Source organism: Rhodococcus sp. AZ1 (assembly GCF_054979605.1).
Genome location: NZ_JBUEQF010000008.1, coordinates 43,813 through 59,171, shown reverse-complemented (window position 1 = coordinate 59,171; position 15,359 = coordinate 43,813). Strand labels below are relative to the sequence as shown.

The 15,359-nt window shown below is 68.1% G+C and carries 13 protein-coding genes and 1 tRNA gene; 3 read left to right on the top strand and 11 right to left on the bottom strand.

Annotated elements, in window-relative coordinates; translation table 11 throughout:
• Positions 1 to 75: 75 nt before the first annotated feature.
• From ACY48E_RS11620 to ACY48E_RS11605, 4 genes are all read right to left on the bottom strand, one after another.
• Positions 76 to 147: transfer RNA gene (locus ACY48E_RS11620), tRNA-Gln, on the bottom strand.
• A gap of 85 nt (positions 148 to 232) precedes the next feature.
• Positions 233 to 1,204, bottom strand: coding sequence for a YihY/virulence factor BrkB family protein (locus ACY48E_RS11615; protein ID WP_462872332.1), 972 nt, complete (start codon positions 1,202 to 1,204; stop codon positions 233 to 235).
• A 15-nt stretch (positions 1,205 to 1,219) separates the two neighbouring features.
• A complete protein-coding gene (gene gltX / locus ACY48E_RS11610) occupies positions 1,220 to 2,692 on the bottom strand; it encodes a glutamate--tRNA ligase (protein ID WP_462872331.1) in 1,473 nt (490 codons plus the stop codon).
• Positions 2,689 to 3,492 carry a fumarylacetoacetate hydrolase family protein gene (locus tag ACY48E_RS11605; RefSeq protein ID WP_462872330.1) on the bottom strand — a complete coding sequence of 268 codons (804 nt, stop codon included), beginning with the start codon at positions 3,490 to 3,492 and terminating at the stop codon, positions 2,689 to 2,691. Before ACY48E_RS11605 ends, gltX begins: the two co-directional genes overlap by 4 nt.
• Before the next feature lie 51 nt (positions 3,493 to 3,543).
• Between ACY48E_RS11605 and ACY48E_RS11600 the strand changes: the two genes are divergently transcribed.
• Positions 3,544 to 4,752, top strand: a complete 1,209-nt coding sequence (locus tag ACY48E_RS11600) for an MFS transporter (RefSeq protein WP_462872328.1) — start codon at positions 3,544 to 3,546, stop codon at positions 4,750 to 4,752.
• Between the two features lie 21 nt (positions 4,753 to 4,773).
• On the opposite strand, the gene ACY48E_RS11595 is transcribed toward ACY48E_RS11600, so the two are convergent.
• From ACY48E_RS11595 to ACY48E_RS11575, 5 genes are all read right to left on the bottom strand, one after another.
• Positions 4,774 to 5,799 (bottom strand): 3-isopropylmalate dehydrogenase, encoded by a 1,026-nt coding sequence (locus ACY48E_RS11595; RefSeq protein WP_462872327.1) that lies wholly within the window; start codon positions 5,797 to 5,799, stop codon positions 4,774 to 4,776.
• Complete coding sequence (gene serA / locus ACY48E_RS11590; RefSeq protein ID WP_462872326.1) at positions 5,796 to 7,391, bottom strand: phosphoglycerate dehydrogenase; 1,596 nt, start codon at positions 7,389 to 7,391, stop codon at positions 5,796 to 5,798. Before serA ends, ACY48E_RS11595 begins: the two co-directional genes overlap by 4 nt.
• Before the next feature lie 105 nt (positions 7,392 to 7,496).
• Complete coding sequence (ilvC, locus tag ACY48E_RS11585; RefSeq protein WP_462872466.1) at positions 7,497 to 8,498, bottom strand: ketol-acid reductoisomerase; 1,002 nt, start codon at positions 8,496 to 8,498, stop codon at positions 7,497 to 7,499.
• Between the two features lie 93 nt (positions 8,499 to 8,591).
• A complete protein-coding gene (gene ilvN / locus ACY48E_RS11580) occupies positions 8,592 to 9,095 on the bottom strand; it encodes an acetolactate synthase small subunit (protein WP_462872325.1) in 504 nt (167 codons plus the stop codon).
• Positions 9,092 to 11,050, bottom strand: a complete 1,959-nt coding sequence (locus tag ACY48E_RS11575) for an acetolactate synthase large subunit (RefSeq protein ID WP_462872324.1) — start codon at positions 11,048 to 11,050, stop codon at positions 9,092 to 9,094. The genes ilvN and ACY48E_RS11575 overlap by 4 nt, the downstream gene beginning before the upstream one ends.
• A gap of 247 nt (positions 11,051 to 11,297) precedes the next feature.
• Between ACY48E_RS11575 and ACY48E_RS11570 the strand changes: the two genes are divergently transcribed.
• Positions 11,298 to 11,858 (top strand): PH domain-containing protein, encoded by a 561-nt coding sequence (locus ACY48E_RS11570; RefSeq protein WP_462872322.1) that lies wholly within the window; start codon positions 11,298 to 11,300, stop codon positions 11,856 to 11,858.
• Here the strand turns inward: ACY48E_RS11570 and ACY48E_RS11565 are convergent.
• The gene (locus ACY48E_RS11565) at positions 11,851 to 12,603 is read right to left on the bottom strand and encodes a DoxX family protein (RefSeq protein ID WP_462872321.1); all 753 of its coding nucleotides are present in this window, start codon (positions 12,601 to 12,603) and stop codon (positions 11,851 to 11,853) included. The genes ACY48E_RS11570 and ACY48E_RS11565 overlap by 8 nt on opposite strands.
• Before the next feature lie 63 nt (positions 12,604 to 12,666).
• Between ACY48E_RS11565 and ACY48E_RS11560 the strand changes: the two genes are divergently transcribed.
• Positions 12,667 to 13,806, top strand: coding sequence for a PQQ-dependent sugar dehydrogenase (locus ACY48E_RS11560; RefSeq protein ID WP_462872320.1), 1,140 nt, complete (start codon positions 12,667 to 12,669; stop codon positions 13,804 to 13,806).
• A gap of 44 nt (positions 13,807 to 13,850) precedes the next feature.
• Here the strand turns inward: ACY48E_RS11560 and gatB are convergent, their stop codons facing one another.
• Positions 13,851 to 15,356: an Asp-tRNA(Asn)/Glu-tRNA(Gln) amidotransferase subunit GatB gene (gatB, locus tag ACY48E_RS11555; protein ID WP_462872319.1), complete on the bottom strand. Its 1,506-nt coding sequence runs from the start codon at positions 15,354 to 15,356 to the stop codon at positions 13,851 to 13,853.
• Between the last annotated feature and the right edge of the window lie 3 nt (positions 15,357 to 15,359).

Sequence of the window (15,359 nt, the reverse complement as noted above, 5' to 3'; positions counted from 1 at the left end):
AACCGACACGCGAGGCCCTTCCCAAATCCGTGACGGGAAGAGTGCCGGGAATCGATCCGCTACCGCCGAACCTCGCTGGGGTACCAGGACTCGAACCTAGAATGGCGGTACCAGAAACCGCTGTGTTGCCAATTACACCATACCCCACAGACCCGCTCGCGAGCCGCGGGCCAGACTACCAAACAACCACTGGCGTTCTGCAAATCGCCAGCTCAGGAGCGGTGCACCCGAATCAGCGTCCGCGGCGCAGGCGCGAGCGGAAGCGCACCACGATGTCCTGGAATTCCTTCACCCTGGTGGCCTTTGCCCTGGCAATGTAGGTCTGCCGATCGCCCGCCGTGAGATCGACGTCGTCGGTGAACGGCGCCAACAGCGAACGAGGGAACAGGCCCCTCACCAGAACCACGTTCACCTCTGCTGCGAACACAAGGACCAGTGCAGTCAGTTGCAGGAAGGCGAGCAACCCCAGAACCACCGCGAACACACCCTTGGTGTTGTCGGCACCGTCGATCACGGAGGAAACGTACAGGCTGCCGAAGCTCTGCAGTACCTGCCACCCGACGGCCGCCACGACCGCACCCGGCAGAACCTGGCGCCACGACAGTCGATGCACAGTGCCGAACCTGAACAGAGCACAGAAGGCACCGACGTTGAGCGCAACCGTTCCCACGAGGATCATCGCGCTGGCCAACGACCCGAACGACCCGGCGGACACCACTGCGCTCAGGATCGTCAGGGCCACCACGGCCACCCCGACGGTGAGCAGCAACAGCACCCCCCGCAACCGAGCGGTGACCGGGTCGGGGCGACGGTCGAGCGGCACCGCCCAGGCCGTGTCGAACGCGTTCTGAACCGCGACCGAGACACCGAGACCGCCGTAGAGCGAACCGGCGATTCCGATGACGATGGCGGTGACGCCGCCCGACAGGGCCTGCGGACGTTCGAGCTGATCACCGATAACCGGCAGCTGCCGCAGGGCCGAGCCCAGGATCTGTTGCTGGAGTTCGGGATTGCCCGACAGGACGATCCCGAGCACGGTGGATGCCACCAACAGAAGCGGGAACAGCGAAATGAACGCGTAGTACGCGATCAGGGCAGCGAGGTAGCCGCCCTGATCATCGATGAACTTGTAGACCACCGCGACGGGCACACCCACGACCCGGTGGCGTCGCTGGTAGCTGTCCAGTCGATTCGCTACACCCACTCCACGACCACCGAATCAACCGGCCTCGGTGACGAGCTCGCGCGCCGCCCGCAGCCGCTGCAGCGTTCGGCTCTGCCCGAGCAGTTCCATCGACTCGTAGAGCGGAGGACTGATGTGCGAACCGGTGACGGCCACGCGAAGCGGCGCGAACGCCTTGCGTGGCTTGAGTTCCAGGCCATCGATCAGAGCCGTCCGCAGTGCCTCCTCGAGCGCCGAGGCCGTGAACTCGGGTGCCTGCTCGATCGCAGCGATGGTGGCATCGAGCACCGGGCCGGCGTCCGGACCGAGATTCTTCTCGGCGGCAACAGGATCGAGCGTGAATTCGCTCTCGGTCACGAACAGGAACTTCATCAGATCCCAGGCGTCACCGAGCACCACGATTCGCGTCTGGACGAGTTCTGCAGCAGCGGAATAGGTTTCGGTGTCCGCAGTCTCTATCGGATTCCCGGCCGCACTCTGGAACACCCGCAACCGGTTGGTGAAATCCACCGGGTCGAGCATCCGAATGTGATCGGCGTTGATCGCGTCGGCCTTCTTCTGATCGAACCGCGCCGGATTGGAATTGACACGTTCGATCTCGAAGGCCGCCACCATCTCGTCCAGGGAGAACACATCCCGGTCCTCCGACAGACCCCACCCGAGCAGCGCCAGGTAATTCAGCAGACCCTCGGGGACGAACCCGCGATCGCGATGGACGAACAGACTCGACTCGGGGTCGCGCTTGGAGAGCTTCTTGTTGCCCTGACCGAGAACGAAGGGCAGATGACCGAACCGGGGCACTCCCCGCCCGACACCGATGCGTCCCAAGGCCTCGTACAGCGCGATCTGACGGGGGGTCGAGGAGAGCAGATCCTCGCCCCGTAGGACGTGGGTGATCTCCATCAGGGCGTCGTCGACGGGATTGACGAGGGTGTAGAGCGGTACACCGTTGGCTCGGGTGATCGCGAAATCGGGAACCGTGCCCGCCCGGAAGGTGGTCTCGCCACGCACGAGGTCGGTCCACCCGATGTCGTGATCGGGCATGCGCAGTCGAACCACCGGCGAGCGACCCTCGGCTCGATAGGCCTCACGCTGCCCGGGGGTCAGGTCGCGATCGAAGTTGTCGTATCCGAGCTTGGGATCACGGCCGGCCTCGCGGTGGCGGGCCTCGACCTCCTCCGGAGTGGAGAACGCCTCGTACGCCTCACCGGCGGCGAGCAGACGACCGACCACGTCCAGGTGAAGTTCGCGACGCTGGGACTGCCGGTACGGCGCGTGCGGTCCACCCACCTCGGGGCCTTCGTCCCAGTCCAGACCCAACCAGCGCAGGGCGTCGAGCAGGGCGGCGTACGACTCCTCCGAGTCGCGCGCAGCATCGGTGTCCTCGATCCGAAAGACGAACGTGCCACCGTGATGTCGTGCGAACGCCCAGTTGAACAGGGCGGTTCGCACCAGACCCACGTGTGGGGTGCCGGTCGGGGACGGACAGAAGCGAACGCGCACGGTCATGCCCTGTCCACCCCCGCCCTGTCGGTCCCTGCCCTGTCGATCACCGGGTTGCTCAGGGAACCGATGCCCTCGATCTCGACGGTCACCGTCTCCCCTGGCTCGAGCGGACCCACACCCTCCGGGGTGCCGGTGAGAATCACGTCCCCCGGCAGCAGCGTCATCACCGCCGACACCCACTCGATGATCTCCCCGACGTCGTGCAGCAGCAGCGACGTCCGCGAACTCTGCCGGACACTGTCGCCGACGGTGGTGGTGATCGCCAGATCGCTCGGGTCGACGTCGGTGACGATCCAGGGCCCCAACGGGCAGAACGTGTCGTGGCTCTTCGCGCGTGTCCACTGCCCGTCGACCCGCTGCTGATCACGTTCGGTGACGTCGTTGGCCACGGTGTAGCCGAGGATCACGTCGGCGGCGCGGGCAGCGGGCACGTCCTTGCACGGGCGGCCGATGACGACTGCCAGTTCGCCCTCATGGTGCACGTTGGTCGACCCGGCAGGTCGGACGATCGCAGCGCCCGGCCCGATGATCGCGGTGCTGGGCTTGATGAAGATCACCGGGCTCTCCGGCGGGGCCCCGCCCATCTCGGCCGCATGGGCCGCGTAGTTCTTCCCGATGCAGATCACCTTCGACGCGAGGATCGGCGCGAGGAGTCGCACGTCGTCGAGCTCCCACGTTCGGCCCGTGAACGTGGGTGTGCCGAAGGGGTGTTCGGCGATCTCCCGAGCGATCCGGGATCCCGGCTCGCCCTCGATCCCCACGAAGGCGACACCATCAGGACTAGCTATTCGACCCAGACGCATGCGCTGAAGTCTATCGACCCCCGAACAACGGACGGCGCCACCGGTGCGACGATGACAGCCATGAGCCCGGCACTGCGAACGAGCACCCCACGACCGGTGGCGATCCTCGCCGTCGGGATGCTCACGGCGACATCGTCGGCGCTGGTGACCAACGGTGCGGTGTTCCTGATACCGGCCCTGACCGACCAGCGCGGTCTGTCGCTGCCTGCCGCAGGTGTCGTGGTTGCCATGCCGACGGTCGGAGTGCTGCTGACCCTGCTCGCCTGGGGCGCCCTGGTCGATCGTGTCGGCGAGCGATCCACCCTCGTCGCCGGGTCGCTGCTGAGCGCGGCCGCAGCCGCAGCTGCCGCGCTCACCTCCTCGTCCACCCTCGCGCTGGGCACATTCCTGCTGCTCGGCGGCATGGCGGCGGCGAGCGCCAACAGTGCGACCGGACGGGTGGTGGTCGGGTGGTTCCCGGCGCAGCGGCGCGGACTCGCCATGGGAATCCGGCAGATGGCACTACCCCTCGGCGTGGCGGTGTCCGCGCTGACCGTCCCGACCATTGCTCGCGACCACGGCATCGGAGCCGCACTGGCGCTTCCGGCTGCGGCGTGCGCGATCGCTGCCGTCGTCACCGCAGTGGTGGTGCACGACCCGCCTCGCCCGGACCGCGCCGACGCCGAGGAGGGCGCCGCGGGTAATCCCTATCGCGGCTCGAACACGCTGTGGCGCATACACATGTCGTCGGTTCTGCTGGTGATCCCGCAGTACGTGGTGTGGACGTTCGCCCTGGTGTGGTTGATGACCGATCGCGGCTTCACCGAGGAATCGGCGGGCATTCTCATCACCGCCTCCCAGGTGCTCGGCGCGCTGGGCCGCATCGCCGTGGGTGCGTGGTCCGATCGCGTACACAGTCGGATGGGGCCGATGCGCGCCGTGACGGCCGCGATCGCCGTCTCGATGGGCCTGCTCGCCCTGACCGACCAGTTGGACTCGCCGATCTCGATCGCGCTGCTGGTGGTGGCATCCGTGCTCACGGTGGCCCCGAACGGGCTGGCCTTCACCGCGGTGGCCGAAACAGCCGGACCGTTCTACAGCGGCCGGGCACTCGGGCTGCAGAACACCGGGCAGTACCTGGCGTCGTCGTTCGTGCCGCCGGTGTTCGGCGCCGCGATCACAACGCTCGCGTTCCCCACGACGTTCGCCCTGGCCGCGATTCTCCCCGTGCTGGCCCTGACGGTGATCCCGCGGCGGACCCCGATTCCCGAGCAGGCCTGACGGACCGGCGATCGAGACGACTCAGGCCAGCCCGGCTCTGATCCGTGCGCCGATCTCCGCGGTGGAGGACGACGCTCTGGAGGACGCCGCGGTGCGCGACGAGAGATCCTGCGCCACCGCGGCTTCCACCCGCGCCGCCGCGTCGGACTCACCCAGATGGTCGAGAAGCAGGGCCACGGAGAGGATGGCCGCCGTCGGATCGGCCAGACCCTTACCGGCGATATCGGGGGCGCTGCCGTGCACCGGCTCGAACATGCTCGGATTGGTGCCGGACGCGTCGATGTTGGCGCTGGCGGCCAGCCCGATCCCACCGGTGACCGCCGCCGCGAGATCGGTGACGATGTCGCCGAACAGGTTGTCGGTGACCACCACGTCGAACCGGCTCGGATCGGTGACCAGGTGGATCATGGCGGCGTCGATGTGCTGGTAGGCAACCTCGACCTCCGGGAACTCGCGGGCGACATCGTCGACCGTGCGCTTCCACAGCGAACCAGCGAAGGCCAACACGTTGGTCTTGTGCAGCAACGTCAGGTGCTTACGCCGACCCATCGCCCGCGCGAATCCGTCGCGCACCACGCGCTCGACACCGAACCTGGTGTTGAGACTGACCTCGGTGGCCACCTCGTGCGGGGTGCCCACGCGAATGGCCCCACCGTTACCGGTGTACGGGCCCTCGGTTCCCTCGCGAACCACGACGATGTCGATCGGGTCGTCGATGGTGAGCGGACCCCGAACGCCGGGGTAGAGCTTCGACGGTCGCAGGTTGACATGGTGGTCGAGCGCGAACCGCATGGTCAGCAGAAGACCGCGCTCGAGAACACCGCTGGGAACCGAGGGATCTCCGATCGCGCCGAGCAGGATCGCGTCGTGCCCGCGAATCTCCTCGAGCGTGGACTCCGGGAGGAGCTCTCCGGTGGCGTGGTACCGCCGGGCGCCGAGGTCGTACTCGGTGGCCTGCACGTTCGAATGCACCAGCTCGAGAACTGCGAGGGCCTCCCCGATCACCTCCGGCCCGATGCCGTCACCGGCGATGACCGCGAGCTTCACGACAGATCCACCGATTCGATGGTCGTCGCGCCCACGGCGTCCGCAATTCGGCCGCGAACGTCCTCGGGAACGTCGCGGTCGACGCGCAACAGGATGGTCGCGGTGTCGCCGTCGGTGTCCTGGCTCAGCGCCGCGGCGACGATGTCGATGCCCGCGTCTCCGAGTGCGGTACCGATGCGACCGAGCGAACCCGGACGATCGGGGTAGGTCAGCAGCAGATTGGTGCCCTCGGCGCGCAGGTCGAAGCTGCGGCCGTTGATGTTGACGATCTTCTGCACCGCACGCGGGCCGCTGAGCGTGCCGGATACGTTGACCACCGAACCGTCGTCGAACACCGCCCGCACATCCACCACGCTGCGGTGATTGGGGCTCTCGGTGGTGGTGGTGACGGCGACGTCCACACCGCGGTCCTTGGCCAGCGACGGAGCGTTGACGAAGGTGACGGCTTCGTCGACCACCGCGGAGAACACCCCGCGCAGCGCTGCCAACCCCAGAACATCGACGTTCTCCGACGCCAGCTCACCGAATACGTCCACCGAGACCGTGGTCGGGACGCGGTGCGAGAGAGCACCGATGAGCAGGCCCTGCTTGCGCACGATGTCGAGCCACGGTGCCACCTCCTCGCCCACGGCGCCGCCCTGCACGTTCACCGCGTCGGGCACGAACTCACCGGCCAGGGCCAGGAGCACCGACTTCGCGACGTCGGTTCCGGCACGATCCTGAGCCTCGGACGTCGACGCACCCAGATGCGGGGTGACCACCACCTGAGGAAGGTCGAACAGCGGGCTGTCGGTGCACGGTTCGGTCGCGAACACGTCCAGACCTGCCGCGAACACGTGTCCGGAGGTGATGGCATCCGCCAGTGCCTGCTCGTCGACCAGTCCACCGCGAGCGGCGTTGACGACGATCACGCCCTTCTTGGTCTTCGCCAGAGCCTCCCGACCGATCAGGCCCGCGGTCTCCGGCGTCTTGGGCAGGTGCACCGAGAACATGTCGGCCCGCTCGAGCAGCTCGTCGAGCGACACCAATTCGATCCCCAGCTGAGCCGCTCGCGCCGGTGAGACGTACGGGTCGTACGCGATGATGTGGGTCTCGAACGCGGCCAGCCGCTGCGCGAACAGCTGACCGATACGGCCGAGGCCGACCACGCCGACGGTCTTGCCGAAGATCTCGACACCGTTGAAGGAACTGCGCTTCCACTGATGCGCGCGCAGCGTGGCGTCGGCCGCCGGGATCTGACGCGCCGCTGCCAACAGCAGCGTCACCGCATGCTCCGCTGCGGTGTGGATGTTCGAGGTCGGGGCGTTGACCACGATCACGCCGCGCTCGGTGGCCGCGGGAACGTCGACGTTGTCCAGGCCCACCCCGGCGCGGGCAACGATCTTGAGGTTGGTTGCCGCCGCGAGGACCTCCGCGTCGACAGTCGTGGCGGAACGAACCAACAGGGCGTCCGCGGCAGGGACGGCCGCGAGCAACGCGGGACGGTCGGGACCGTCCACCCACTGCACATCCACCCCGTCTCCGAGGGCGTCGACGGTGGACTGGGCGAGCTTGTCGGCGATGAGAACGACGGGGCGGCCTGGCTGGCTCACAGAGAGAACTCCTGGGTTCTGATTCGGGTGCTTCGTGCCTCGCCGCCCCGCGGAGCGCCGACGGCTCTCCGCAGGGTTCGGCGAGTATTCGGTGCGGTACGGGTGTCAGGCCGTCTCGGTGATGGGACGGTCGACCCAGCTCATGAGGTCGCGCAGCTTCTTGCCGGTGACCTCGATGGGGTGCTCGGCATTGGCCTTGCGCAGTTCCTCGAGCTCGGTGTTGCCGTTCTCGACGTTGGCCACCAGTCGACGGGTGAACTCGCCGGACTGGATGTCGGCGAGGATCGCCTTCATCCGCTCCTTGGTACCGGCGTCGATCACGCGCGGACCGGAGAGGTAACCACCGAACTCGGCGGTGTCGGAGACCGAGTAGTTCATGCGCGCGATGCCGCCCTCGTACATCAGGTCGACGATCAGCTTGAGCTCGTGCAGAACCTCGAAGTACGCCATCTCCGGTGCGTACCCTGCCTCGACCATGACCTCGAAACCAGTCTTGACCAGTTCCTCGGTGCCGCCGCACAGCACGGCCTGCTCGCCGAAGAGATCGGTTTCGGTCTCCTCCTTGAACGTGGTCTTGATGACGCCGGCGCGGGTACCGCCGATGGCGCGGGCGTACGACAGGGCCAGTGCCTGGCCTTCGCCGGTGGGGTCCTGATCGATGGCGATGAGGGCGGGCACACCCTTGCCGTCGACGAACTGGCGGCGTACGAGGTGCCCGGGGCCCTTCGGGGCGACCATGCCGATGGTGACGTTGGCGGGCGGCTCGATGAGCTTGAAATGGATGTTGAGCCCGTGCCCGAAGAACAGCGCGTCGCCTTCCTTCAGGTTCGGCTCGATGTCCTGCTTGAAGATCGATGCCTGGGCGGTGTCGGGAGCCAGCAGCATGATCACGTCGGCCCACGCGGACACCTCGGCCGGCGTGCCGACGGTCAGTCCCTGCTCGGTGGCCTTGGCGCGGGACTTCGAGCCCTCCGCCAGGCCGACACGCACGTCGACGCCCGAGTCGCGCAGGCTCAGCGAGTGCGCATGGCCCTGGCTGCCGTACCCGATCACCGCGACCTTGCGGCCGGTGATGATCGACAGGTCGGCGTCGTCGTCGTAGAACATCTCGACTGCCACTGTGGTTTTCCTCCTTGATTGTCCGGGCGGGCGCCCGGCTGGAACTGCGCTCTTCGGGGTTGGAACAGGCTGGGACGGGTGCTAGCGAGACGCGGTGATCGACTTCGGTCCGCGCCCGACGGCGACCACACCCGATTGGACGATCTCACGGATACCGTACGGATCGAGCATCTTCAGCAATGCATCGAGCTTGCTGCGTGTGCCGGTGGCCTCCACCGTGACGGCCTCGGGCGAGACGTCGATCACCTTGGCCCGGAACAGGTTGACGGTCTCGATCACCTCGCTGCGCACGCTGGCGTCGGCTCGCACCTTGATCAGCAGCAGCTCACGTGCAACCGAGGCCTCCGCCTCCTGCTCGACGATCTTGATCACGTTGACCAGCTTGTTGAGCTGCTTGGTCACCTGCTCGAGCGGGAATTCGTCGACGGTGACCACGATGGTCATCCGGGAGACATCCGGCAGTTCGGTGCCACCGACGGCCAGCGAGGCGATGTTATACCCGCGACGGGAGAACAGCGACGCCACCCGCGCGAGAACACCGGGCTTGTCCTCGACGAGGACGCTCAGGGTATGGCTGGTGCTCACTGGGCGGTACCTTTCGCTTGCTCGGCGGCCGGTCTCGGATCGAGGCTGGTTGCGGTGCCGCGCTCCATGGTGGAGTGGATCAGGCTCGGCTCCTCCGCGGAATCGTCCTGGTCGAACAGTGGCCGGATGTCGCGCGCCGCCATGATCTCGGAGTTCGACGTGCCGGCGGCCACCATCGGCCACACCTGCGCGTCGGCACCGACGATGAAGTCGATGACCACGGGTCGGTCCGTGATCGCACGTGCCTGCGCGATCACCGCGTCGACGTCCTCCTCGCGCTCACACCGCAGGCCGACGCACCCGAGCGCCTCGGCGAGCTTGACGAAGTCGGGGATGCGCACGTTGCCGTGCGTGCCGAGGTTGGTGTTGGAGTAGCGCTCCTCGTAGAACAGCGTCTGCCACTGACGAACCATGCCGAGGTTGCCGTTGTTGATCACCGCCACCTTGATCGGGATGCCCTCCACGGCGCAGGTGGCCAACTCCTGGTTGGTCATCTGGAAGCAACCGTCACCGTCGATGGCCCACACCTCGGCGTCCGGCAGGCCCATCTTGGCGCCCATCGCGGCCGGCACCGCGTAGCCCATCGTGCCCAGGCCACCGGAGTTGAGCCACGTGCGCGGCTTCTCGTAGGAGATGAACTGCGCGGCCCACATCTGGTGCTGGCCGACGCCGGCGCAGTAGACGGCGTCGGGTCCGGCGAACTTGCCGATGGAGGAGATGACGAACTCGGGCGACATCGACCCGTCGGAAGGCCGGTCGTAGCTGAGCGGGAACGTGCGGCGAATTCCGTCGAGGTAGGTCCACCACGGCCCGATGTCGGAACCCGCGCCACCGGTGGCGCGATCCGCCCGGATGGCCTCGATCAGCTCGGAGATCACCTCGCGGCAGTCCCCGACGATCGGCACGTCCGCGTGGCGATTCTTGCCGATCTCGGCCGGATCGATGTCGGCGTGGATGACCTTGGCCTCGGGCGCGAAGCTGTCGAGCTGGCCGGTGACGCGATCGTCGAAGCGCGCACCGAGGGTGATGAGCAGATCGCTCTTCTGCAGAGCGGCGACCGCCGCCACGGTGCCGTGCATACCCGGCATGCCGAGGTTGAGGTTGTGACTGTCCGGGAACACCCCGCGCGCCATCAACGTGGTCACCACCGGGATGCCGGTGAGTTCGGCCAGCTCGGCCAGCTCGGCGTGCGCCTCCGCCTTGAGCACGCCACCGCCGACGTAGAGCACCGGCTTGCTCGCCTCGGCGATCAGGCGCGCCGCTTCGCGCACCTGCTTGCCGTGCGGCTTGGTGACCGGGCGGTAGCCCGGCAGCTTCATCTCCGGGGGCCACACGAACGTGGTCTGGGCCTGCAGCACGTCCTTGGGGATGTCGACCAAGACCACACCGGGTCGCCCCGACGCGGCGAGGTAGAACGCCTCGGCCATGATCCGCGCGATGTCCGCGCCATCGGTGATGAGGAAGTTGTGCTTGGTGATGGGCATGGTGATGCCCGAGATGTCGGCCTCCTGGAAGGCGTCGGTACCGATCAGGGAGCGCCCGACCTGCCCGGTGATCGCGACCATCGGAACCGAGTCCATCTGCGCGTCGGCGATGGGCGTGACCAGGTTGGTCGCTCCGGGACCCGACGTGGCGATACACACCCCGACCTTGCCGGTGGCCTGGGCGTACCCGGTAGCGGCGTGGCCCGCGCCCTGCTCGTGGCGCACCAGCACGTGGCGCACCTTCTCCGAATCGAAGAGCGGGTCGTAGACAGGCAGAACGGCTCCGCCGGGGATACCGAAGATGGTGTCGACGTCGAGCTCCTCGAGCGCGCGAACCACCGCCTGCGCGCCGGTGACACGCTCGGGCGGGAGTTGGCGACGCTCCGCACCGGTGGGGGCGGGAACTGGCGGGGTGGCCGATCCCGTGGCCTTGCGGGCCGACGGGCCGGGCCGTGCGGTTGGTGCGCTCACTGCTGTTGTCCTATCGATCCTGATCCGGGCAAGAAAAAACCCCCGCCAGCGAGAGCTGGGCGAGGGTGGCGCGTCGTGGCCGATCGAGTGCTGCTATCGACTCAGGCGGCGACGCGCCTGACGACTACGAGCAACTCTGTCTGCTTCACGCATGTGACGGTAGGTGCGCGGGCATCGATCAGTCAAACCTGGCGAACAACAGATCCCATTATGTGGGATGGCGTGTGTGCAGTGCGAGAATGAAGGGGTGTCGTCCTCGCAGCAGTCCGAACCACCGGAAACAGTCTCCCACACCGACGAGCCGGGTCCGCACACCGACGAGCCCCCGCCGCCGCTGCTGATCCGGCTCAGCCCACTGAACCTGGCCCCGATATCGCTGCTGGTCTTCGCGATCACCTTCCCCGTCTTCGGGGCCCCGGTGGCGTTCGGCTGGCTGTTCGCCATTCCCGCCTTCCTCGCCTACTGGGTGCTCCGCATCCGCACCACCGTCACCGCGGACGCGATCGTCACCCGTCGCACCGTCGGTGGTGACACCGTCGCGTGGACGAACGTCGCGGGGCTGTCCTTCCCCAATCGCAAGTGGGCGCGCGCGACTCTGATCGACGGATCGACCGTCGTCCTTCCGGCGGTGACCATCGACGATCTCCCCCGGATCGCCGCCGCCAGTGGCGGTCGCATCGCGGATCCGCTCGCCACGGACGACGACGAGAACGGGGACGGGGCGCCCACGGACGACGAGGGCCCGAGCCAGGGTGCGGCACCGCAGCCGGACACGACGTCGGGGCCGCAGGACACCGCGGTCAGCTGAGCGGGTTCGAGCCGTTGAACACGATCCACATCACTGCCGCCGCAGCGATCGCCAGAACGAGGGTGACCGCGGAACCCCATGAGGGCCGACGCGCCCATCCCCGTGACCGGTCGAGCGAGTAGAGACCCGGACCGATGAGAACCAACGCCGCGGCCACGACGATCAGGAGGCTCTCGTACTCGACCCCGGCCGGCGCGAAGAACTGCAGTCCGGGTTCGGCGCTCTGACGCACCAGCCACGCATTGATCATCACCGCGACGATGGTCGACGCAGCCACCGGCGTGAGCAGACCGACCATCACCAACACACCACCCGCCACCTCCGCAGCGGCACCCACGGGCGCCAGCACGTCGGCGCGGTGGAAGCCGACCGTGACGAGTAGCTCGCGAAAGCCGTCCAGACCGGGGCCGTTCCACAGGCCGGCGACCTTCTGCAGGCCGTGCACCAACATCACCGCACCCAGCGTTGTTCGCAGAATCAGCAGCCCCAGATCGGCCGTCCCCCGACGCTCCTCGGCCGGCGCCGGGGCCACCATCGCCGTTCGCGGCACGGTGACCGCGTCCGCGCGCGGAATCCGCTCGGTCACCGCGGCCGATCCCGTCGTCGGCACATCGAGCCCGTCGAACCCCAGCTCGTCGTCGGTGCGGGGAACGATCCGAATCTCTTCCGTCCGGCCGTCGTACGGGCTGCTCGCGCGCCCGGGGACACCATCGGAACCGTCGCCACCAGTCACCTTCTCGCTCATCCTGCCCACCCTAGTGACCACCGGAACCGGCGCCGGGATATCCACGTGCGTACCGTTGTCCCCATGGGATCAGGTCCGTCCGCACGCAGCGCGCTGGCACTCACCCTGGCCGGCCTGTCGGTGTTCGGCGCCGCGACCGGGTGTGCCCGATTCGACGACACCACCAGTACTCCGTTCAGCCCGGTTCCCACCGAGACCGCAGCCGACGTCTCCCCCGTGGACCCGAACGCCGGACCCACGACGTCCCCCACGCCAGGGCCGCCTCCGCCCGCCGGACCGTGCACCGATCCCGATCCCAACGTGGTCGGGACGTGTATGGACACCCTCGCGGGAGTGGTGGTCCTGCCGGATGCGGCCACCGCGCTGGTCGCCGAGCGCCGCACCGGCGTGATCCTGCGGGTCACCGCCGGTCGGCCCCCCACCGAGGTCGCCAGAGTGCCGGTGGACGGCGGCGGCGACGGCGGGCTGCTGGACATCGCGGTCTCCCCCACCTACGGCGAGGACCGGTTGATCTACGCGTACGTCACCACACCGACCGACAACCGGGTCGTGCGAGTTGCGGCAGGCGACGCTCCCAAGGACGTCCTGACCGGGATCCCCCGCGGACCGGTCTCCAACCGAGGTGCGCTCGAGTTCGCCGGGAAGGACCTCCTCGTGCTGACCGGGGACGCCGGGGACCCCGCCGCCGCCGCGGCACCGACATCGCTGGCCGGGAAGCTGCTCCGAGTGGTCGACACCAGCACCAACCCCGCGAAACCTGCACCGCAGGTTCTCCTGTCGGGAATCGGGCGCGCCGGTGACGTGTGCGTGGACCCGTCGGGGACCTCGTGGGTGACCGACGCGATCGCCGGTGAGGATCGCCTGCAGCGGGTCGGGGCGTCCGGGCCTGCCGCGACGCCCGCCTGGACCTGGCCGGACCGGCCGGGCGTGGCCGGGTGCGCCGCGGGTCCGAACACCGTGGCCGTGGCCCTGACCGGACAGCGCGCCGTGTCTGTTCTCACCGTCGATCAGCAGAGCGGAGCGGTCACCGGAACACCCGCGATGGTGGCGCAGGACAAGTACGGCCGCCTGACGGGTGCTGCGCTGGCGCCGGACGGTGTGCTGTGGGTGAGCACGTCGAACAAGGACGGCGGTACACCCACTCCCACCGACGACCGCGTCGTCAGGATCCCCCTCCCCGCCGGTGGCGGCTCGCCCGACTGACGTCGGGTCTACGAGCAGGCGGGGGTCTACGAGCAGGCGGGGGTCTACGAGCAGGCGGCGATCACCAGTTCCTTCACTCGGGCCGGATCGGCCTGGCCTCGGGTGGCCTTCATCACCGCGCCGACGATCGCACCTGCCGCCTGCACCTTCCCACCGCGAATCTTCTCGGCCACATCGGGATTGGCCGCCAGGGCATCGGCCACCGCCGCTTCGAGCGCCGAATCATCCTGCGCCGCGCCGAGATCGAGTGCCGCGACCACGTCGTCGGGCTCGCCGTCACCGGCGAGCACGCCGTCGACCACTGTGCGGGCGTTGGCGTTGGTGAGCGTCCGATCGGCGACGAGGGCCGCCACCCGGGCCACCTGGGCCGGGGTGATCGGCAGCGCCGCGAGGTCGATACCGCGCGAATTCGCCTGCTGCGCAAGATATGCCACCCACCAGCTGCGGGCAGCATCGGCGGTGGCACCGGCGTCGACCGTGGCGAGGATCAGCTCCAGCGCCCCGGCATTGACCACATCGCGCATCACCGCTTCCGACCATCCCCAGTCGGCCTGCAATCGCCCGCGGCGCAGCCAGGGTGCCTCGGGGATGGTCGCCCGCAGCGATTCCACCCATGCCGAATCCGGGGCGACGGGCGCGAGATCCGGCTCCGGGAAGTACCGGTAATCCTCGGCCGTCTCCTTGGTGCGCCCGGCCGAGGTGGTCCCGTCGGCCTCCTGGAAGTGCCGGGTCTCCTGCACGATCTCGCCACCGTCCGCGAGAATTGCCGCCTGCCTGCGCATCTCGTAGCGAACAGCAACCTCGACGCTCTTGAGCGAGTTCACGTTCTTGGTCTCGGTGCGGGTACCCAACTCGACTGCACCGCGGGGCTTGAGCGAGACGTTGGCATCGCAACGAAGCGATCCCTGGTCCATACGCACATCGGATACCCCCAGCGCGCCGATCAGCTCGCGTAACGCCGTGACGCACGCGCGGGCCACCTCGGGTGCGCGTGCCCCGGCGCCGGTGATGGTGCGAGTGACGATCTCGATCAGCGGCACCCCCGCCCGGTTGTAGTCCAGGAGCGAATGACTGGCACCTTCGATGCGTCCGGTGGCGCCGCCGACATGAAGGGACTTACCGGTGTCCTCCTCCATGTGCGCGCGCTCGATCTCTACCCGCCACGTGGTTCCGTCGTCGAGCACCACGTCGAGGTGACCATCCGTGGCGATCGGCTCGTCGTATTGGCTGATCTGGTAGTTCTTCGGCTGGTCGGGATAGAAGTAGTTCTTGCGCGCGAACCGGCCCCACGGGGTGATGCTGCAGTTGAGGGCGAGGCCGATGCGCACCGCCGATTCCACCGCAGCGGCGTTGACCACCGGCAGGGCGCCCGGCAGGCCCAGGCACACCGGGCAGACCTGGGTGTTCGGCTCGGCGCCGAACTCGGTGGGGCAGCCGCAGAACATCTTGGTTGCCGTGCCGAGTTCGACGTGAACCTCGAGGCCCAGCACCGGATCGAACCGGGCGATCACCTCGTCGTAGTCCATCAGTGAGGCGGTCGATGCAGTCATGTG